A 16938-nucleotide genomic window follows, 5' to 3' on the forward strand; every position below is an offset into this window, starting at 1 on the left:
CCTCCGGAATTGAGGAGAGTGCCGTGGACAAGTTCACCACCCTGACCGGCGTCGCGGCGCCGCTGCATCTGGTCAATGTCGACACCGACATGATCATCCCGAAGCAGTATCTGAAGACCATCAAGCGCACCGGGCTCGGCACCGGGCTGTTCTCGGAGCTGCGCTACAAGGAGGACGGCTCGGACAATCCCGATTTCGTGCTCAACAAGCCGGCCTATAAGGGCGCGCAGATCCTCATCGCCGGCGACAATTTCGGCTGTGGCTCCTCGCGCGAGCACGCGCCTTGGGCGCTGCTCGATTTCGGCATTCGCTGCGTGATCTCCACCTCTTTCGCCGACATCTTCTACAATAACTGCTTCAAGAACGGCATTCTGCCGATCCGGGTGACGCCGGAACAGCTGGCGGCGCTGTTCGATGACGCGGCGCGCGGCGCCAATGCCAAGATCACCGTCGATCTGGAAAGCCAGACCATCACCGGGCCGGATGGCGGCTCGATCTCCTTCGATGTCGATGCGTTCCGCAAGCACTGCCTGCTGAACGGGCTCGACGATATCGGCCTGACCCAGGTGAAGGCGGACAAGATCGCCAGCTTCGAGGCCATGCTCGCCGAAGACCGCCCCTGGGCGTGAGCGTGCCGGGCGTGATCGGATTCCACCGCTCGACGTCATCCCGGACAGCCGCCGGCTGATCCGGGATCGTAGGTCGGAACGGCAGGACGGTCCCGGCTCTGCGGCTTCGCCTCCGGCCGGGATGACAGGAAGGACCGCTCCCTATGACCGCGCGCCGCCGCATCTCCTCCGGCTCCGCCTTCGAGGCGGTGGCCGGCTATTCCCGTGCCGTGGTCGACGGCGCCGATATCTTCGTCTCGGGCACGACAGGCTACGACTACGCCGCCATGGTGCTGCCCGACGACCTTGTGGCGCAGACTCATGGCTGTTTCGCCAACATCGCGGCGGCGTTGGCGCTGGCGGGCGCCAGCCTGGATGACGTGGTGCGCGTGCGCTACATCGTGACCGATGCCGACTATGCCGACATCGTCTTTCCGATCTTCGGCGCGTATTTCGCCAAGGCGCGGCCCGCCGCCACCCTCATCGTCGCCGGTCTCCTGCAACCACAGATGAAGATCGAGATCGAAGTGACCGCGCGCCGGCAGGGCTGAGCGCGCGCCGCAGCGTTTTCGCTTTACAGCGCCGCCGTCTCGGGATGGAATCGTTCAAAACGAGAACATCCGGGAGACGCCCCCATGTGCCACATCTTCGCGGGCCAAGCGCCCGAGACCTATGAGAGCCAGACGCGCTCGGTGCGGATCGGTGGCCATTCCACCTCGATCCGGCTGGAGGCGGCGTTCTGGACCGTGCTGGAAGAGGTCGCCGCCCATCAGGGCATGAGTGTCGGCAAATTCGTCACCAAGCTGCATGACGAGGTGCTGGAGCTGCATGGCGAGGTGCGCAACTTCGCCTCGCTGCTGCGCTGCTCCTGCCTGATCTTCCTCGCCGAGCTGCGCCCCGCCGGCGTCGCCCCGGTGGCGGCGCGCGGGCGCTATCTGTGCGAGAGCACGCGCATTCACCTCGAAGCGGCGGAGTGAGAACGCCCCCTGCCTGGCCCACCTGCCGGCCCCGCGCCGGCCGGCAATGCACATCGTGGTGATGTGTTAGCGGTCTACCACCTGCCGCCCTGGCGCAGGCCTAGCATCCCCTTCAGGCGACAAGGGTCGCCATGGTGAGTTCAAGGCCGGAGGAACAGGTGGCGAAGGCCATTCATTCGATGATCCGCGTGCTCGACGAGGCGCGCTCGGTTGATTTCTACGCGCGTGCCTTCGGGCTGGAGGTGGCGCAGCGTCTGCCCTTTGACGGCTTCACGCTGGTTTATCTGCGCAACGCGGAAGCCGATTTCGAGGTCGAGTTGACCATCAACCACGACCGGGCCGAGCCCTATGTGCTGGGCGACGGCTATGGCCACATCGCCTTCGTGGTGGACGATCTCGCCGCCGAACATGCGCGCTTCACGCAGGAAGGCCTCAATCCCAACCCGATCAAGGAATTTTTCCACGAGGGCGTGCTGCTGGCCAAGTTCTTCTTCGTCACCGATCCCGATGGCTACAAGATCGAGGTGCTGCAGAAGCACGGACGCTACCGCTGAACGACCGCGCTGACACGCCAATCGGCGCGGAAAAACTCAATAATACATAAAAATACCTGGGAGGTTACAATGGCTACACTGATCGACAGGCGCGGTCCGTCACGCCGCGCCGTGCTTGCCGGCATCGGCGCGGCCGGTGCGCTGATGGTGAGCGGCGCGGCGGTGCTCAACCCGCGCGAGGCGTGGGGCATGGAGGTTTCCGCGCTGAAGCCGGAAACGATGCGCACGCTCATCGTGATGGCGCGCGACGTCTACCCGCATGACCGCATTCCCGACCGCTACTACGCCATCGCGATGAAGCCCTATGAGGCGGACGCCGCCAAGGACCCCGCGCTGAAGGCGCTGGTGGAGGACGGCGTCATCACCCTCGATACGCTGTCCAAGGCCAAATACGGCGTCGCCTATGCCGATGTCGGCTGGGAGGACCAGCGCGTGGCGGTGCTGCGCGAGATCGAGGACAGCGCTTTCTTCCAGAAGGTGAGGGGCGGCCTCGTGGTCGGCCTCTACAACCAGGAGGAGGTGTGGCCGATCTTCGGCTATGAGGGCGCCTCGGCCGACAAGGGCGGTTACATCGACCGCGGCTTCAACGACATTGCCTGGCTGTAAGGGGAGGCTCGCATCATGTCCGCACCCTTCGATCTGAATGATGATTCCGTCGTCGTCGTTGTCGGTTCCGGCGCCGGCGGCGGCACGCTCGGCACCGAGCTGGCTCTCAAGGGCATCAAGGTGGTGATCCTTGAAGCCGGCCAGCGCCACAACATGGAAGACTTCGTCAATAATGAGTGGGAGAGCTTCTCCCAGCTCGCCTGGACCGACATGCGCACCACGTCCGGCTCGTGGCGGGTGCACAAGAACTTCCCCAACCTACCGGCCTGGATCGTCAAGGCGGTGGGCGGTTCCTCGGTGCATTGGGCGGGCGCCTCGCTGCGCCTGCAGGAGCACGAGTTCAAGACCCGCACCACCTATGGCGACCTGGACGGTGCCAATCTGCTCGACTGGCCGATCACACTCGCCGAGCTGGAGCCCTGGTACGCCAAGGCCGAGGACCGCATGGGCGTGACCCGCACCAACGGCATTCCCGGCCTGCCCGGCAACAACAACTTCAAGGTGTTCGAGGCCGGCGCGAAGAAGGTCGGCTACAAGGAGGTCTCCACCGGGCGGATGGCGATCAACAGCGAGCCGCGCGCCGACCGCGGTTCCTGCCAGCAGATCGGCTTCTGCTTCCAGGGCTGCAAGTCGGGGGCGAAATGGTCGACGCTGATCGCCGAGATCCCACGCGGCGAGGCCACCGGCAATCTGGAGGTGCGCCCGCAGAGCATGGTGCAGAAGATCGAGCACGATGCCTCCGGCAAGGTGACGGCCGTCGTCTATGTCGACAAGGACGGCAAGACCCAGCGCCAGAAGGCGCGCATCGTCGCGGTGGCCGGCAATTCGATCGAGAGCCCGCGCCTGCTGCTCAACTCCGCCAGCAACATGTTCCCGGACGGGCTCGCCAATTCCTCGGGGCAGGTGGGGCGCAACTACATGCGCCACATGACCGGCTCGGTCTACGCCATCTTCGAGAAGCCGGTGCACATGTATCGCGGCACCACCATGGCCGGCATCGTGCGCGACGAGGCGGTGAACGACACCAAGCGCGGCTTCGCTGGCGGCTATGAGATGGAGACGCTCTCCATCGGCGTGCCGTTCATGGCCGCCTTCCTCGATCCCGGCGGCTGGGGCCGGCCCTTCGCCTCCGCCATGGACGGCTATGTGAACATGGCCGGGCTGTGGATCGTCGGCGAGGACATGCCGCAGGAAACCAACCGCGTCACCCTCAACACCGACGTGAAAGACCAGTACGGGCTGCCGGTGGCCAATGTGCATTTCGACGACCACCCGAACGACGTCGCCATGCGCAACCATGCCTATGCCCAGGGCGCGGCGATCTATGATTCGGTCGGCGCCACCCGCACCTTGCCGACGCCGCCTTATCCTTCCACGCATAATCTCGGCACCAACCGGATGAGCGCCAAGGCGCGCGATGGCGTGGTGAACAAGCACGGGCAGAGCCACGACATCCCGAACCTGTTCATCGCCGATGGCAGCCAGTTCACCACCGGCGGCGCCGAGAACCCGACGTTGACCATCGTGGCGCTGGCGCTGCGGCAGGCCGATTTCATCGCCGGGGAGATGACGCGCAAGACGATCTGACCGGCCGGGCGGCTTCTCCCTCGTCCCCGGGCTGTCCCGGGGACCCCGCTCGTTCGGGTCGATGCGCGAGAGCCTTGTGGCCGGGTCACGCCCGGCCATGACAGCGTTTCGTCGGCGGCGACTTGACGCGCGGCCGGCTGCGCCGTGCTCCGGGTCGGGGTCCCGCATCCGATCCTCCCCGCCTTCCCCCGCCGGTCCGCGCCGGCGGTTTTCTTTTGCGGCGCCCCGCACGTCTTGCCACCGCAATCATCTGGCTTTAGCACTCGCTCGCCGGGCAGTTCGCCCGGCATTGACGCTTCCTCAACGGCGCAAGCGAGGGACCTGATGGCGACCCACAAGCTTCTCCTTCTCCCCGGCGACGGCATCGGCATCGAGGTGATGGCCGAGGTGAAACGGGTCATCGACTGGCTCGACCGGCGCGGCCTCGCCTGCTTCGCCATCGAGGAGGACCTTGTCGGCGGCGCGGCCTATGATTCCTGCGGCCAGCCGATCTCCGAGGAGGCGATGGCCAAGGCTTTCGCCGCCGATGCCATCCTGCTCGGCGCGGTGGGCGGCACCAAATGGACGCATGTGCATTATGAGTCGCGTCCTGAGGCGGGCCTGCTGCGCCTGCGCAAGGACCTGCAGCTCTTCGCCAATCTGCGCCCGGCCGTGTGCTACCCCGCGCTCGCCGATGCTTCCAGCCTCAAGCGTGAGCTGGTGGAAGGCCTCGACGTGCTGATCGTGCGCGAGCTGACCGGCGGCGTCTATTTCGGCGAGCCCAAGACCATCACCGATCTCAGCGACGGCCAGAAGCGGGCGGTCGATACCCAGGTGTACGAATCCTACGAGATCGAGCGCATCGCCCGTGTCGCCTTCGAACTCGCCCGCACCCGTCGCAACAAGGTGGTCTCCACCGAGAAGCACAATGTGATGAAGACCGGCCTGCTGTGGAAGCAGGTGGTGAGCGAGGTGCACGGCGCCAATTACGAGGACGTGGAGCTGGAGCACCAGCTCGCCGATTCGTGCGGCATGCAGCTGGTGCGCGCGCCCAAGCAGTTCGACGTCATCGTCACTGACAATCTGTTCGGCGACATCCTCTCCGATGTCGCGGCCATGCTCACCGGCTCGCTCGGCATGCTGCCCTCCGCCTCGCTGGGCGGCACTGAAGAAGTCTCCGGCCGCCGTCGCGCGCTCTATGAGCCCGTGCATGGCGCCGCGCCTGATATCGCCGGCAAGGGCGTGGCCAATCCGATCGCCATGATCGGCTCGCTCGCCATGGCGCTGCGCTATTCCTTCGGCGAGCTGGACGCGGCCGATCGCATCGAGGCGGCGATCGCCGGGGTGCTGGCCGGTGGCTTCCGCACCGCTGATATCTATTCCGAGGGCAAGACCCGCGTCGGCACCTCAGGCATGGGCGACGCCATCCTCGCCGAGCTGGACAAGGCGGCCTGAGCCGTCCCTTCGGGCTTCAGAACACGAAAAGCCCGGCTTCGGCCGGGCTTTTTGCTGTCGCGAGGCTGCAAGACTGAACTGCAAGACTCATGAAAAAGCCCGGCGCGGGCCGGGCTTTGCGTCGTCAGGCAAGAGGCCGCAGCGGCGAATCAGTAGCCCGGCAGGTCGAAACGGCTCGGCAGCGGCCAGCGAATGCCAGTGATTCCGCTGTCATCGCCATATTGCGGGTAGAGCGGCTGGGCGACATAGACATAGTTGAGGTCGCGCGAGGTGCCGGGCTTCACCACCGGGCCGGGATCGAGATAGGAGCGCGGCGGCAGCTTGCGAATGATGATGCGGTTGGATTCCTGCGCGTCGGCAGGCACCGTGGCGATGACGGCGGTGCCGCCGACCAGGGCGGCAAGGGCGAACAGGGCGACACGCATCTCAACCTCCAGGAAACGGTCACGTCGCGCGGCGCGGACATTCCCGTCACAAACAACATTGCCCGGAACTTATCGTTCCGTCGAGATGATGAAAGTCCTAATTGCGCCGATCGGCGACGAAATATGCCGCTTCTACGAGAAGTGTGGCCGCGCTGCCGAAGCCGGCCAGCGCCGCCTCGGCCTCGCCGGTCAGCCGGGCGAGCTCGGCGCGGGCGCCGTCAATGCCAAGCGTGCCGACCAGCGTCGCCTTGCCGGCGGCGGCGTCCTTGCCCACCGCCTTGCCGACCAGGCTCGCCTCGCCCTCGACATCGAGCAGGTCGTCGGCGATCTGGAAGGCGCGTCCGACGGCTCGGGCATAGCGGTCGAGGCTCGCGCGCTCGGCCGGGCTCGCGCGCCCCAGCAGGGCGCCGGCCTCGCAGGCCTGGCGCAGCAGGGCGCCGGTCTTCATCGCCTGAAGCTCGATGATCGCCGGCGCCGGCAGGTCGAGCGGCTTTCCCTCGGCGAATCGGCCCTCGGCGGCGAGGTCCAGCATCTGCCCGCCGATCATGCCGGCCACGCCCGCCGCCCGCGCCAGGCTGGCGACCAGGGCGAGGCGCACCGCCGGGTCCGCATCGGTTTCTGCGCCGGCGAGGATCTCGAAGGCGAGGGTCAGCAGGGCGTCGCCGGCGAGAATCGCGGTTGCCTCGTCATAGGCGCAGTGCACGGTCGGCCGCCCGCGCCGCAGGTCGTCATTGTCCATGGCCGGCAGGTCGTCATGCACCAGCGAGTAGCAGTGAATGCACTCCAGCGCCGCCGCGGCTGGCATCGCTCGGGCGGCGGAGATGCCGAACAAAGCCGCTGATTCGACCACCAGGAACGGCCGCAGCCTTTTGCCCCCGGCCAGCGTGGCGTGGCGCATCGCTCCCGCCAGCCTTTCCCCCGGCGCGCCGCTGCGGGCGATCGCGCCGTCAATATAGGTGGCGACGGCCTCGGCCGTGCGGGAGAGCGCGAGCGCGAGGGGCGGGCGGCTTTGGGTGGCGGTCATCGGGTCCGAGGGATCGCTCAACAAGGGTAGCGCGTTGCGTGCCCGAGGCGGGCGGCGCGGTCAAGCGCGCGCGGGCCCGCACTCGCAACCCTTGGTCGACCGCCGCGAGCGAGCCGGCTAGAGTGTTTGCGCCGGGGAGTGAGCATGGGTGTTCTGTGGAGTTGGGCCTGGAAGATCGCGCTCGTGGTCGTCGCGACCCCGCTCGTGCTCGGGCTTCTATATAATGTGGTGCCCGCCCCCTCGACGCTGATGCTGGGCCGCTGGGTCACAGGCCAGCCGGTGACGCGCGTCTGGCTGCCTTTCGACGACATCTCTCCCAATCTCGTCCGCTCCGTGCTGGCCTCCGAGGATGCGCGCTTCTGCACCCATTCGGGCGTCGACATGGTGGAACTGCAGGGAGTGATCGACGAATCGGACGGGCTCAACGCCCCGCGCGGCGCCTCCACCATCACCATGCAGCTGGCGAAGAACCTGTTCCTGTGGAACGGGCGCAGCGTCATCCGCAAGGGGCTGGAGCTGCCGCTAGCGCTGTATCTCAACCTGGTCATGTCAAAGCAGCGGCAGCTGGAGATTTATCTCAACATCGCCGAATGGGGGCCGGACGGGCAGTTCGGCGTCGAAGCGGGCGCGCAGCGGGCCTTCGGGCGCTCGGCCGGCGACCTCTCGGCGCGGCAGGCGGCGCTGCTCGCGGTCATGCTGCCAAATCCGCACCGGCGCGATGCCGGCAAGCCCGGGCGTGGGCTGATCCGCCTTGCCGGCAATCTGCAGGCGCGGATTCCGCGCGAGGGGGCCGAACTGACCTCCTGCCTCTGAGGGCAAAGGGCCGGACGCGCGAAGTCTGCGACAGATTTGCGTCTGCCTCTTTCGCTCGCGCGCATGAGTCTGTATAAGCCGCCACTCGAATTACGCACCATCCGGCGCCGGCCCTTCCGACTGGGCGTGAGCCAGGCCGGGACAGGAGAAGACGATGGCAGTTCCGAAGAAGAAAACCAGCCCGTCGCGTCGCGGCATGCGCCGTTCCGCCGACGCCCTCGCCAAGCCGACCTATATCGAGGACAAGGATTCGGGCGAGCTGCGCCGTCCCCACCACCTCGACCTGAAGACCGGCATGTACAAGGGCCGTCAGGTGCTGAAGGTCAAGGCCGAGGCTTGATCGCCTCTGCCGGGCCGTTTGCCCCGCGTTGCTGAAGCCGGCCCTTGAGGCCGGCTTTTCTGCGTTGGGTAGCCTGGTACAAGGCTGATGCGTTAACGCTTGGCTGCTAACCATCCAGAAGCCATGGCGAGCGAGGCCGGCGCCGTGCCTTTCCGGCGCACTTACCGCTCCGCCAGAACGATGATACCGTCCGCCCCTGAACCTGGGAGCCTGCCGTGTTGCGTGATGCGAGCCGTGGAATGCGCCGGCGCTTCGCCTGGCTGCTCGTGGCGGCCTTGGCGGCTCCTGTCCTGGCCGGCTGCGCCTCGCGCCCGGGCGACGACGCGCTTTCGATCATCGAGGGCGACACGGTCAGCGCCAGCCAGCACACACTTCTCGTCGCCTCCTCCCGCGCCCGCGACCCGCGGCCCGGTGTGTTCTACAATGGCGAGCGGACGCCCGAACTGAGCTTCGCCAGGGTCGAGGTTGGCGTGCCGCCCACCCACAAGCCGGGAATGGTGGAAGCGCCGACGAAATCACCGCCCAATCCTGCCACCGACATGGTGGTGCTCGAGGCTGTGTATCGCGACACGCCGACACAGTTCTCCGCCGACCTCAAGAGCCAGCTGGCGAAATATCCCGCCGGCAAGCGACAGGCGGTGATCTTCGTCCACGGCTACAACACGCTGTTCTCGGAGGCGCTCTATCGCCTCACCCAGATGGTGGAGGATTCCAAGACGCCCGGCGTTCCGGTGCTGTTCACCTGGGCCTCGCGCGGCGGCATCGCCGATTATGTCTATGACAATAACAGCGCCACCGCCGCCCGCGACCGGCTGGAAGAGACGATACGCCTCGTCTTCGCCAGCGGTGCCGACCAGGTCAGCATCGTCGCCCACTCCATGGGCAATTGGGTGACGGTGGAGGCGCTGCGGCAGATCAAGATCTCCGACCGGCCGCTGCCGGAGAATAAGATCGGCAATATCGTGCTGGCCGCGCCCGACATTGATGTTGACGTGTTCAAGAGCCAGCTGAAGCGCTTCGGCAAACTGCCCAAACCCTTCATCGTCATCGTGTCGAGCGACGACAAGGCGCTGGCCTTCTCCGATTTCATCGCTGGCGACAAGCCGCGCCTCGGCGCCTACACCCACGATGCCGAACTGGTCGAGTTGGGCGCCGTCGTCGTCGACATGTCCAATGTGAAGTCGACCGACGGCTTCAACCACGCCAAATTCGCCCAGCTGGCGGAAATGGCCCCGCAGCTGCGCGGCATGCTGGCGCGGGCGGCGCAGGCGAGCGGCGGCTCTGCCGTCGAGGTGGCGGGGATTCAGTTCTCCGGTCTCGACCGGATGCGGGCCACGCAGGTTTCGGCGGGGCTTCCCGCTGCCACCCAGTCGAGCGCCGGCGCGCCTGAAGAGAGCGATCCCGTGGTCGATACCTCCGCCGCCATCGTCGCTGCGGGGGCGGTGTCGCGGCGCTGACGCACGCGGCGTGAGGCCGGTGATGGGAAAGGCGCTGCGCGGCTTCGCCCCGCGCCGAGGGCGTGCCCGGCCTTCCACGTCGCGCGCGGCAGGGACCGGAGCTGCGTGAGGCCCGAGGCCGATCAGGCCGCCCGGCGGCGCCCTGCCGGCTTGCAATCACCCATTGTCGGCGCTCACCCGTTGGCGGGGCTCACTCTTTCGTGCCGCCATCGCCCAGCTTGTCGAGACGCTTCTGCATGTCGGCGACCTGCCGGCGCAGTTCGTCGAAATCGTCCGGCTGCGGGCTGGCGGCCGGCGCGGGGGCGGCGTCCTCGGCGCGGGCGCCGGGAAGGAACATCTTGAAGGTGCGGTCGAACATTTCCATGTTCCGGCGCACATGTTCGTCCAATATGCCGAAGCCACCAATGCCGCCAATGCCCAGCGTCTTGGTGAAGTTCTCGCGCAGGCTGTTCTGTTCCTTGCTGAAATTCTCGATCGTCATGTCGAGATAGCGCGGCACCAGCATCTGCATGCTGTCGCCGTAGAAACGGATGATCTGGCGAAGGAAGTTGATCGGCAGGAGATTCTGGCCCTTGCCTTCCTGCTCGAAGATGATCTGGGTCAGCACGGAATGGGTGATGTCATCGGATGACTTCGCATCATAGACGACGAAGTCTTCGCCGTTCTTGACCATCTGCGCGAGGTCTTCGAGCGTCACATAGGTGCTCGTGCCGGTATTGTAGAGGCGGCGGTTCGCGTATTTCTTGATGGTGACGGGTTCGTTGGATTTTGCCATTGTGATCCAGTCGCCTTGATCGTTTCCCATTGAAAACTCTAGGACGTTTCCCAGCGCCCGGCTACAGGAATTGTGGCGGCTTACGGCCGCTCGCGCGGCACAATGTGGGGCTGGGCATGTCCCATGCTGACCTGACGTCAAGAAAATCCGTGTGCCATTGACATGGATCACAGGTGGCTACCACGATGCTGTCACACCTGTTCAAGAAGGTGAGGCGCAGGCCCGAAGGCCGCGCTGCAAAACGGGACCGTACCGGAGGACGTCATTCATGAAAGACGGCATCGTCATCGTCGGCGCCGCGCGCACGGCTGTCGGCGCGTTCAACGGCGCGCTTTCCTCGCTCCCCGCCCATGAGCTGGGCAAGATCGCGATCGCGGCCGCGCTGGAGCGGGCCGGCGTCGCGCCGGGAGAGGTGAGCGAAACCATCATGGGGCAGATCCTCACCGCCGGCGCCGGCCAGAACCCGGCGCGCCAGGCCTCGGTGGCGGCCGGCATCCCGGTGGAAAGCCCGGCCTGGGGCGTCAACCAGCTCTGCGGTTCCGGCCTGCGCGCCGTCGCGCTCGGCTTTCAGGCCATTCTCAACGGCGACAGCGACATCGTGGTCGCGGGCGGCCAGGAATCGATGAGCCAGGCGCCGCACTGCGCCCATCTGCGCAACGGCACCAAGATGGGCAATCTTGAGATGGTCGACACCATGATCAAGGACGGGTTGTGGGACGCCTTCAACGGCTATCACATGGGCACGACAGCCGAGAACGTCGCCCGCCAGTGGCAGATCACCCGCGACCAGCAGGACGAATTTGCCGTCGCCTCGCAGAACAAGGCCGAAGCGGCGCAGAAGGCCGGGCGCTTCAAGGACGAGATCGTCCCGGTGACCATTTCCTCGCGCAAGGGCGACGTCATCGTCAGCGACGACGAATATCCCCGCCACGGCGCCACCCTCGAATCCATGACCCGGCTGCGCCCGGCCTTCTCCAAGGACGGCACGGTGACGGCGGGCAACGCCTCCGGCATCAATGACGGCGCCGCCGCTGTGGTGCTGATGGCCGCGTCGCGGGCCGCGAGCGCGGGCAAGAAGCCGCTGGCGCGCATCGTCTCATGGGCGCAGGCGGGCGTCGATCCGGCGATCATGGGGTCCGGCCCCATTCCCGCCTCGCGCCGCGCCCTGGAAAAGGCCGGCTGGACGGCGGCCGATCTCGACCTGATCGAGGCCAACGAGGCCTTCGCGGCGCAGGCCTGCGCGGTGAACAAGGATCTCGGCTGGGACACGAGCAAGGTGAATGTGAACGGCGGCGCCATCGCCATCGGCCACCCGATCGGTGCCTCCGGCGCGCGCATCCTCACCACGCTGCTCTACGAGATGGAGAAGCGCGACGCCAAGAAGGCGCTCGCCACGCTGTGCATCGGCGGCGGCATGGGCATCGCCATGTGCCTGGAGCGCGACTGACGCGCTTCCGGCACAGCCGGCAGGGACTGTGATCCATCGCGGCGGCAAGGCGGACTCTCGACCTTGCCGCCATCAAGAATCGACGTACAAACCGTCGAGAGTTCCCTGGGGAAGGGACGCCAGAGGGGGGATACATGGCGCGTGTTGCATTGGTCACCGGGGGGACGCGCGGCATCGGCGCGGCCATCTGCAAAGCCTTGAAGGCGGCCGGTTATTCCGTCGCCGCCAATTATGCCGGCAATGACGCGGCGGCCGCCAAATTCACCGAGGAGACCGGCATCCCCACCTTCAAATGGGACGTGTCCGACTTCGCGGCGTGCCAGGCGGGCATCGCCGAGGTGACGGCCAAGCTCGGCCCGGTCGATGTGCTGGTTAACAATGCCGGCATCACCCGCGACGGCATGCTGCACAAGATGTCGCCCGAGAACTGGCACGCGGTGATCAACACCAACCTGACCTCGGTGTTCAACATGTGCCGCAACGTGATCGAGGGCATGCGCGAGCGCAATTTCGGCCGCATCGTCAACATCTCGTCGATCAATGGCCAGAAGGGCCAGATGGGCCAGACCAATTACTCCGCCGCCAAAGCCGGCGAGATCGGCTTCTCCAAGGCGCTGGCGCAGGAAGTGGCGAAGAAAGGCATCACCGTCAACGCCATCTGCCCGGGCTACATCGCCACTGAAATGGTGCTGGCGGTGCCGAAGGAGGTGCTCGAGAAGAGCATCATTCCGCAGATTCCGGTCGGCCGGCTGGGCGAGGCCGAGGAAATCGCGCGCTGCGTGGTGTTCCTCGCCGATGACGCCGCCGGCTTCATCACCGGCTCGACACTCGCTGCCAATGGCGGCCAGTACCTCACCTGAGGCCATCGCCGCCGCCGTTAGGGCGGCGGCGCTTTCCCGGAAAAGATCAGTCGGTTTCGGTCTTGAGGATTTTTCCGCTCGCCGGATCGATGTCGATCTCGATCCGCTGCTGGGCGGCATTGCGGCCCTCGACCTCCCATTTGCCGTCGTCCATCTCGATCTTGGTGATGGTCGCCACGCCATTGTCGCGGGCGATGCGCAGCGCGTCGTCAATGCCGGTGGCCGGGGTCTGGGCCAGAACCGGCGCGGCGAACAGCGTGGCGAGCGCGAGGGCAGGGAGAAGGGAACGGCAGGGCGTCTTCATGCGGAACTCCTGAAGGGTCGAGGCTGATCTGGAGCGCGATCCGAGCCGATTGGATCAATCTGCTTGGCAAATCGCCCTCAAAGGCACTGATCGAGACTGCGTGATCCGATCGGCTTGGGTACAAGCTGATCGGCGCATTCCCCAGGGGTAATCGGCTCTCGCCGCTCAGGTTCCATCGCGCGGCGCGATTGTGCGGCCATCCGCTCTTGGCTTGCGCCGTTCGGCCGGCCATAAGGGGCGCCCATCCAGGTGTCCCCACCGCGTGTCCCCATGCCCCTCCAAACGACTGCCCCCCTCTCGCGCCGTGCCGCCACGCTCATCGGCTTCACCGCCATACTGTTGTGGTCGACGCTGGCGCTGGCGACCTCGTCCACCGGCGCGGTGCCGCCCTTCCTGCTGACGGCGCTGACCTTCGCCATTGGCGGAGCAGTCGGGCTGGCGACGGCGGTGGTGCGGGGTGTCAGCCTTTCCGTGCTGCGCCAGCCCTGGCCGGTGTGGCTGCACGGGGTGGGCGGGCTGTTCGGCTATCACTTCTGCTATTTCTCGGCGCTGAAGCTGGCGCCGCCGGCCGAGGCGGGCCTCATCGCCTATCTCTGGCCGCTGCTGATCGTGCTGATGTCGGCCTTCCTGCCGGGCGAAAAGCTGCGCCCGGCCCATATTGGCGGCGCGCTGATGGGCCTGGCCGGAACGGTGGTGCTGCTGAGCGGGCGGGCCGGCAGCCTCGGCTTTGCGCCGGAATTCGTGCCCGGCTATCTCGCCGCCGCGCTCTGCGCGGTGATCTGGTCGGTCTATTCGGTGGCGTCGCGGCATTTCGCCAAGGTGCCGACCGAAGTCGTCGCCGGCTTTTGCCTTGCCACCGCCGTGCTGTCGGCGCTCTGCCATGTCGCGTTCGAGCCGTCGATCTGGCCGGCCGGGGGCGGGGAGTGGCTGGCGGTGGTGGCGCTCGGCATCGGGCCGGTCGGCATCGCCTTCTACACCTGGGACATCGGCATGAAGCGCGGCGACATCCGCCTGCTCGGCGTCATGTCCTATGCCGCGCCTGTTCTCTCGACCCTCTTGCTGGTGGCGGCGGGCTTCGCGGCGCTGAGCTGGTCGCTCGGCCTTGCCTGCGCGCTCATCGTCGGCGGTGCCGCCGTGGCGACGCTGCTGGCGCGGCGGTAGGGCATGTTCCGCAAAAGTTGACGACTTTTGCGACAAGAACCTGCCCCAGCGACGACTCAGCCCGCACGACTCAGCCCGGCGACCAGCCGGGGGCGGCCAGCTCAAAGCCGGCAAAGTCGAAGCCGGGCGCCACTGTGCAGCCCACCAGCGTCCAGTCGCCGAGGCTGCGGGCCGACTGCCAGGCACCGCGCGGGACGATTCCTTGTGGCTCCTCGCCGGCACCGGTGCCGAGAAGATGCGCCGTCACCGGACCGGAATCGGTCCGCGCCATCCGCAGTTCCAGCGCCGCACCGGCATACCAGTGCCAGGCCTCGACGGCGTCCACCCGGTGCCAGTGCGATATCTCGCCGGCGGTCAGCAGGAAATAGATCGCGGTGGAGGCGGCGCGCCCGTCCGGCGTCGGGTGCGGATCGCGGAAGGTCTCGCGGTAATGCCCGCCCTCCGGATGCGGCGCGAGCGCCAGAAGGGCGATCACCTCCGGCGCGGAAAGTCCGTCGAGCCGCATGGGCCGCCTCACCCGCGAAAACTGTTCTTGAGGCTGCGCAGCTCGGTAAACACGGCGCCAGGCTCGGCGCCGGCCAGGCCGATGCGGGCGGCCAGCTCGGGGTCGTCGGCGCGCATGAACGGGTTGGTCGCCTTCTCCGCCCCGATGGTGGTCGGCAGGGTCGGCTTGCCCGCCGACCGCAGCGCCTCGATCTCCTTCAGCCGGGCAGCGACCGCTTCATTGTCGGGCTCCAGGCTGAGGGCGAAGCGCGCATTGGAGAGGGTGTATTCGTGCCCGCAATAGACCGAGATGTCGTCGGGAAGGGTGCGCAGGCGGGCGAGCGATTCCCACAGCACCGGCGGGTCGCACTCGAAGGGTCGACCGCAGCCCATGACGAACAGCGTGTCGCCGGAAAACAGCAGCCGCTCCTCCTCGAACAGGAAGACGATGTGACCCTTGGTGTGGCCGGGCGTCTCCATCACCCGTCCCACCAGCCCGCCCACGGCGACCGGATCGCCATCCACCACCGCGAAGTCGAGGCCGGGAATGGTCTCGCGCTCCGCCTTCGGGCCGATCACGGTGGCGCCAAAACGCTCCTTCAGCGCCTCGACGCCGGCGATGTGGTCGGTGTGGTGATGGGTGACGAGAATATGGGTGAGCGTCCAGTCCTCACGCGCCAGCGCGGCCAGCACGGGCGCCACCTCCGGCACGTCGATGACGGCGGTCGCTTCCGTCACGGGATCGCGCAGCAGTACCGCGTAATTGTCGGCGAGGCAGGGGATGAGCCGCAGTTCGGCGGGCATGATGACCTCGAAGATTGGCGCTCGGGGAACGGCACGGCGCAGGGCCGTCGCCGTCAGTCTAGCAGGCTCGCGCGATGCGTCAGCGGCATTCCTGGGCGGCGCGGTCGATCGCCGCCGAGATGCCGCTCAGCGAATAGGTGTCGGTGGTGACATTGCCGCGCAGGGAGGTGCTTTTCACCACGACGTCCTTGCCTTTGCGCAGGGCGTCCACCAGGCGCGCCTCCTCGGCGACATTGCGCACCCAGGCGCCGGTGCCGCGGGTGTAGAGGTCGAAATTGGCCGGCCCGATGGTCAGGGTGGCGTCGGTGCCTTCCTTAAGCGCGAAGCCCATGACGACACTGACCTCGCCCTTCACATTCTCGGCGGTGCGGGTCGAGATGAAGAAATAGGCGGGGTCGCGCTTCAGGCCTGCCGGCATGCGCGTCTTGGGCTGCGACAGCGCGTAGCAGATCTTTCCGCTGCCGCTGGTGTCGAGATAGACCCCCCAGTCGCCCGACTGGGTGACGAGCTTGGGCGCACCCTGGGCACTGGCGCCGCCGATCCCGATCATTGCCATTGCCAGGCCGGCGAGGGTGGCGCGCACGGTGCGTCGTGCCATGGTCTGCATCCTCCGTATCCTCGGGCCGCCGGGGCGGCTCCGCGTGATTCTCCGTATCGGCGGCATCAGGGATATCCGCGCAGTCCGCGGCTGTGAACCCTTGGTGCTCCGATAGGAGGGCTTTGCGGCTCAATTGGCGGAAGGGGGGCGGCGAATTGATGGCATGGCGGGGCCGCGCGGCGGATTATCCCCGCAAGGGCGCGCTCCGGGCCCATGCTCAGGACGCACGCAGCCTTGCAAGGGCGGCGCGTGCCGCTGCCCGGTGATCGGCACCGATATGGCTGGCCAGCAGGTTCAGCGCCGTCGCCAGCACCGCCGCATCGTCGGTAAAGCCGAGGCCGACGATGAGGTCCGGCACCGCATCGGTGGGCAGCAGAAAATAGGCGAGGGCGCCGAACAGCAGGCCGCGCACCCGGGTCGGCGTCTGGCTGTCCAGCGCGCAGTAATAGGCGGCCGCCGCGTCCTCGGCGAAGGGAATGCGCGACAGCACGCCGGCCAGCTTCGGCCAGAAGCGGGCGCGTACCCGGGCCTCCTCCTCGGCGCTGGCGCCGGGGATGGCGCGGGCGTCCGTCTCGATGCCCTCCCTATCAGGGGCGTCGGCGTCGAAAGCAGGGTCGGATCGTTGGATCATCTCGCTCTCCCGACGGGTCGGAATAAGCCCGTCCCGCCAGACATGGTTGC

General features: G+C 67.0%; 21 protein-coding genes. 13 read left to right on the top strand and 8 right to left on the bottom strand.

Features of this window, described 5'->3' with window-relative positions:
- Nucleotides 1-23: 23 nt before the first annotated feature.
- From leuD to leuB, 7 genes are all read left to right on the top strand, one after another.
- Complete coding sequence (gene leuD / locus J2S76_RS21670) at nucleotides 24-629, top strand: 3-isopropylmalate dehydratase small subunit (RefSeq protein WP_307063993.1); 606 nt, start codon at nucleotides 24-26, stop codon at nucleotides 627-629.
- A 143-nt stretch (nucleotides 630-772) separates the two neighbouring features.
- Nucleotides 773-1159 carry a Rid family hydrolase gene (locus J2S76_RS21675; RefSeq protein WP_307063995.1) on the top strand — a complete coding sequence of 129 codons (387 nt, stop codon included), beginning with the start codon at nucleotides 773-775 and terminating at the stop codon, nucleotides 1157-1159.
- Nucleotides 1160-1243: 84 nt separating this feature from the next.
- Nucleotides 1244-1585: a ribbon-helix-helix domain-containing protein gene (locus J2S76_RS21680; protein WP_018387416.1), complete on the top strand. Its 342-nt coding sequence runs from the start codon at nucleotides 1244-1246 to the stop codon at nucleotides 1583-1585.
- 158 nt (nucleotides 1586-1743) lie between these two features.
- Nucleotides 1744-2139, top strand: a complete 396-nt coding sequence (locus J2S76_RS21685; RefSeq protein ID WP_307063998.1) for a VOC family protein — start codon at nucleotides 1744-1746, stop codon at nucleotides 2137-2139.
- Between the two features lie 69 nt (nucleotides 2140-2208).
- Nucleotides 2209-2745 carry a Twin-arginine translocation pathway signal gene (locus J2S76_RS21690; protein ID WP_307064000.1) on the top strand — a complete coding sequence of 179 codons (537 nt, stop codon included), beginning with the start codon at nucleotides 2209-2211 and terminating at the stop codon, nucleotides 2743-2745.
- A 15-nt stretch (nucleotides 2746-2760) separates the two neighbouring features.
- The gene (locus J2S76_RS21695; protein ID WP_307064002.1) at nucleotides 2761-4332 is read left to right on the top strand and encodes a GMC family oxidoreductase; all 1572 of its coding nucleotides are present in this window, start codon (nucleotides 2761-2763) and stop codon (nucleotides 4330-4332) included.
- 324 nt (nucleotides 4333-4656) lie between these two features.
- On the top strand, nucleotides 4657-5766 hold the full coding sequence (gene leuB / locus J2S76_RS21700) for a 3-isopropylmalate dehydrogenase (RefSeq protein ID WP_307064004.1): 1110 nt from the start codon (nucleotides 4657-4659) through the stop codon (nucleotides 5764-5766).
- Nucleotides 5767-5915: 149 nt separating this feature from the next.
- On the opposite strand, the gene J2S76_RS21705 is transcribed toward leuB, so the two are convergent.
- Complete coding sequence (locus tag J2S76_RS21705; RefSeq protein ID WP_307064006.1) at nucleotides 5916-6191, bottom strand: hypothetical protein; 276 nt, start codon at nucleotides 6189-6191, stop codon at nucleotides 5916-5918.
- 97 nt (nucleotides 6192-6288) lie between these two features.
- On the bottom strand, nucleotides 6289-7215 hold the full coding sequence (locus J2S76_RS21710; RefSeq protein WP_307064089.1) for a polyprenyl synthetase family protein: 927 nt from the start codon (nucleotides 7213-7215) through the stop codon (nucleotides 6289-6291).
- 144 nt (nucleotides 7216-7359) lie between these two features.
- Between J2S76_RS21710 and J2S76_RS21715 the strand changes: the two genes are divergently transcribed.
- The 3 genes from J2S76_RS21715 (at nucleotide 7360) to J2S76_RS21725 (ending at nucleotide 9825) form a co-directional block, all read left to right on the top strand.
- Nucleotides 7360-8028, top strand: coding sequence for a transglycosylase domain-containing protein (locus tag J2S76_RS21715; protein WP_307064008.1), 669 nt, complete (start codon nucleotides 7360-7362; stop codon nucleotides 8026-8028).
- Between the two features lie 154 nt (nucleotides 8029-8182).
- Nucleotides 8183-8368, top strand: coding sequence for a 50S ribosomal protein L32 (gene rpmF, locus J2S76_RS21720; protein ID WP_018387408.1), 186 nt, complete (start codon nucleotides 8183-8185; stop codon nucleotides 8366-8368).
- Between the two features lie 239 nt (nucleotides 8369-8607).
- Nucleotides 8608-9825, top strand: coding sequence for an alpha/beta hydrolase (locus J2S76_RS21725; protein WP_307064009.1), 1218 nt, complete (start codon nucleotides 8608-8610; stop codon nucleotides 9823-9825).
- Between the two features lie 190 nt (nucleotides 9826-10015).
- On the opposite strand, the gene phaR is transcribed toward J2S76_RS21725, so the two are convergent.
- A complete protein-coding gene (gene phaR, locus J2S76_RS21730; RefSeq protein ID WP_018387406.1) occupies nucleotides 10016-10600 on the bottom strand; it encodes a polyhydroxyalkanoate synthesis repressor PhaR in 585 nt (194 codons plus the stop codon).
- 268 nt (nucleotides 10601-10868) lie between these two features.
- On the opposite strand from phaR, the gene J2S76_RS21735 reads away from it, so the two are divergent.
- Both J2S76_RS21735 and phbB read left to right on the top strand, forming a co-directional pair.
- On the top strand, nucleotides 10869-12047 hold the full coding sequence (locus tag J2S76_RS21735) for an acetyl-CoA C-acetyltransferase (protein WP_307064011.1): 1179 nt from the start codon (nucleotides 10869-10871) through the stop codon (nucleotides 12045-12047).
- Nucleotides 12048-12181: 134 nt separating this feature from the next.
- A complete protein-coding gene (gene phbB, locus J2S76_RS21740) occupies nucleotides 12182-12907 on the top strand; it encodes an acetoacetyl-CoA reductase (RefSeq protein WP_307064012.1) in 726 nt (241 codons plus the stop codon).
- Between the two features lie 46 nt (nucleotides 12908-12953).
- Here the strand turns inward: phbB and J2S76_RS21745 are convergent, their stop codons facing one another.
- Nucleotides 12954-13211, bottom strand: a complete 258-nt coding sequence (locus tag J2S76_RS21745) for a PepSY domain-containing protein (RefSeq protein ID WP_307064014.1) — start codon at nucleotides 13209-13211, stop codon at nucleotides 12954-12956.
- A 270-nt stretch (nucleotides 13212-13481) separates the two neighbouring features.
- On the opposite strand from J2S76_RS21745, the gene yddG reads away from it, so the two are divergent.
- The gene (gene yddG / locus J2S76_RS21750; RefSeq protein WP_307064016.1) at nucleotides 13482-14372 is read left to right on the top strand and encodes an aromatic amino acid exporter YddG; all 891 of its coding nucleotides are present in this window, start codon (nucleotides 13482-13484) and stop codon (nucleotides 14370-14372) included.
- Nucleotides 14373-14442: 70 nt separating this feature from the next.
- Here yddG and J2S76_RS21755 read toward each other — a convergent pair whose 3' ends face one another.
- From J2S76_RS21755 to J2S76_RS21770, 4 genes are all read right to left on the bottom strand, one after another.
- Complete coding sequence (locus tag J2S76_RS21755) at nucleotides 14443-14877, bottom strand: cupin domain-containing protein (protein ID WP_307064018.1); 435 nt, start codon at nucleotides 14875-14877, stop codon at nucleotides 14443-14445.
- A gap of 8 nt (nucleotides 14878-14885) precedes the next feature.
- Entirely contained in the window at nucleotides 14886-15659 is a 774-nt protein-coding gene (gene gloB, locus J2S76_RS21760) for a hydroxyacylglutathione hydrolase (RefSeq protein WP_307064020.1), read from the bottom strand.
- Nucleotides 15660-15738: 79 nt separating this feature from the next.
- Nucleotides 15739-16257: an invasion associated locus B family protein gene (locus tag J2S76_RS21765; RefSeq protein WP_307064022.1), complete on the bottom strand. Its 519-nt coding sequence runs from the start codon at nucleotides 16255-16257 to the stop codon at nucleotides 15739-15741.
- 217 nt (nucleotides 16258-16474) lie between these two features.
- On the bottom strand, nucleotides 16475-16888 hold the full coding sequence (locus tag J2S76_RS21770; RefSeq protein WP_307064024.1) for a YkvA family protein: 414 nt from the start codon (nucleotides 16886-16888) through the stop codon (nucleotides 16475-16477).
- Nucleotides 16889-16938 lie beyond the last annotated feature (50 nt).

Source organism: Ancylobacter vacuolatus, from assembly GCF_030813595.1.
In the GTDB taxonomy this organism is placed as follows: Bacteria; Pseudomonadota; Alphaproteobacteria; order Rhizobiales; family Xanthobacteraceae; genus Ancylobacter; species Ancylobacter vacuolatus.

Excerpts from the sequence above, each read along its gene's own strand:
- J2S76_RS21675 (WP_307063995.1), top strand. The coding sequence starts at position 773 with ATGACCGCGCGCCGCCGCATCTCCTCCGGCTCCGCCTTCGAGGCGGTG.
- J2S76_RS21680 (WP_018387416.1), top strand. The coding sequence starts at position 1,244 with ATGTGCCACATCTTCGCGGGCCAAGCGCCCGAGACCTATGAGAGCCAG.
- J2S76_RS21690 (WP_307064000.1), top strand. The coding sequence starts at position 2,209 with ATGGCTACACTGATCGACAGGCGCGGTCCGTCACGCCGCGCCGTGCTT.
- J2S76_RS21695 (WP_307064002.1), top strand. The coding sequence starts at position 2,761 with ATGTCCGCACCCTTCGATCTGAATGATGATTCCGTCGTCGTCGTTGTC.
- leuB (WP_307064004.1), top strand. The coding sequence starts at position 4,657 with ATGGCGACCCACAAGCTTCTCCTTCTCCCCGGCGACGGCATCGGCATC.
- J2S76_RS21705 (WP_307064006.1), bottom strand. The coding sequence starts at position 6,191 with ATGCGTGTCGCCCTGTTCGCCCTTGCCGCCCTGGTCGGCGGCACCGCC.
- J2S76_RS21710 (WP_307064089.1), bottom strand. The coding sequence starts at position 7,215 with ATGACCGCCACCCAAAGCCGCCCGCCCCTCGCGCTCGCGCTCTCCCGC.
- J2S76_RS21715 (WP_307064008.1), top strand. The coding sequence starts at position 7,360 with ATGGGTGTTCTGTGGAGTTGGGCCTGGAAGATCGCGCTCGTGGTCGTC.
- rpmF (WP_018387408.1), top strand. The coding sequence starts at position 8,183 with ATGGCAGTTCCGAAGAAGAAAACCAGCCCGTCGCGTCGCGGCATGCGC.
- J2S76_RS21725 (WP_307064009.1), top strand. The coding sequence starts at position 8,608 with ATGCGCCGGCGCTTCGCCTGGCTGCTCGTGGCGGCCTTGGCGGCTCCT.
- phaR (WP_018387406.1), bottom strand. The coding sequence starts at position 10,600 with ATGGCAAAATCCAACGAACCCGTCACCATCAAGAAATACGCGAACCGC.
- J2S76_RS21735 (WP_307064011.1), top strand. The coding sequence starts at position 10,869 with ATGAAAGACGGCATCGTCATCGTCGGCGCCGCGCGCACGGCTGTCGGC.
- phbB (WP_307064012.1), top strand. The coding sequence starts at position 12,182 with ATGGCGCGTGTTGCATTGGTCACCGGGGGGACGCGCGGCATCGGCGCG.
- J2S76_RS21745 (WP_307064014.1), bottom strand. The coding sequence starts at position 13,211 with ATGAAGACGCCCTGCCGTTCCCTTCTCCCTGCCCTCGCGCTCGCCACG.
- yddG (WP_307064016.1), top strand. The coding sequence starts at position 13,482 with ATGCCCCTCCAAACGACTGCCCCCCTCTCGCGCCGTGCCGCCACGCTC.
- J2S76_RS21755 (WP_307064018.1), bottom strand. The coding sequence starts at position 14,877 with ATGCGGCTCGACGGACTTTCCGCGCCGGAGGTGATCGCCCTTCTGGCG.
- gloB (WP_307064020.1), bottom strand. The coding sequence starts at position 15,659 with ATGCCCGCCGAACTGCGGCTCATCCCCTGCCTCGCCGACAATTACGCG.
- J2S76_RS21765 (WP_307064022.1), bottom strand. The coding sequence starts at position 16,257 with ATGGCACGACGCACCGTGCGCGCCACCCTCGCCGGCCTGGCAATGGCA.
- J2S76_RS21770 (WP_307064024.1), bottom strand. The coding sequence starts at position 16,888 with ATGATCCAACGATCCGACCCTGCTTTCGACGCCGACGCCCCTGATAGG.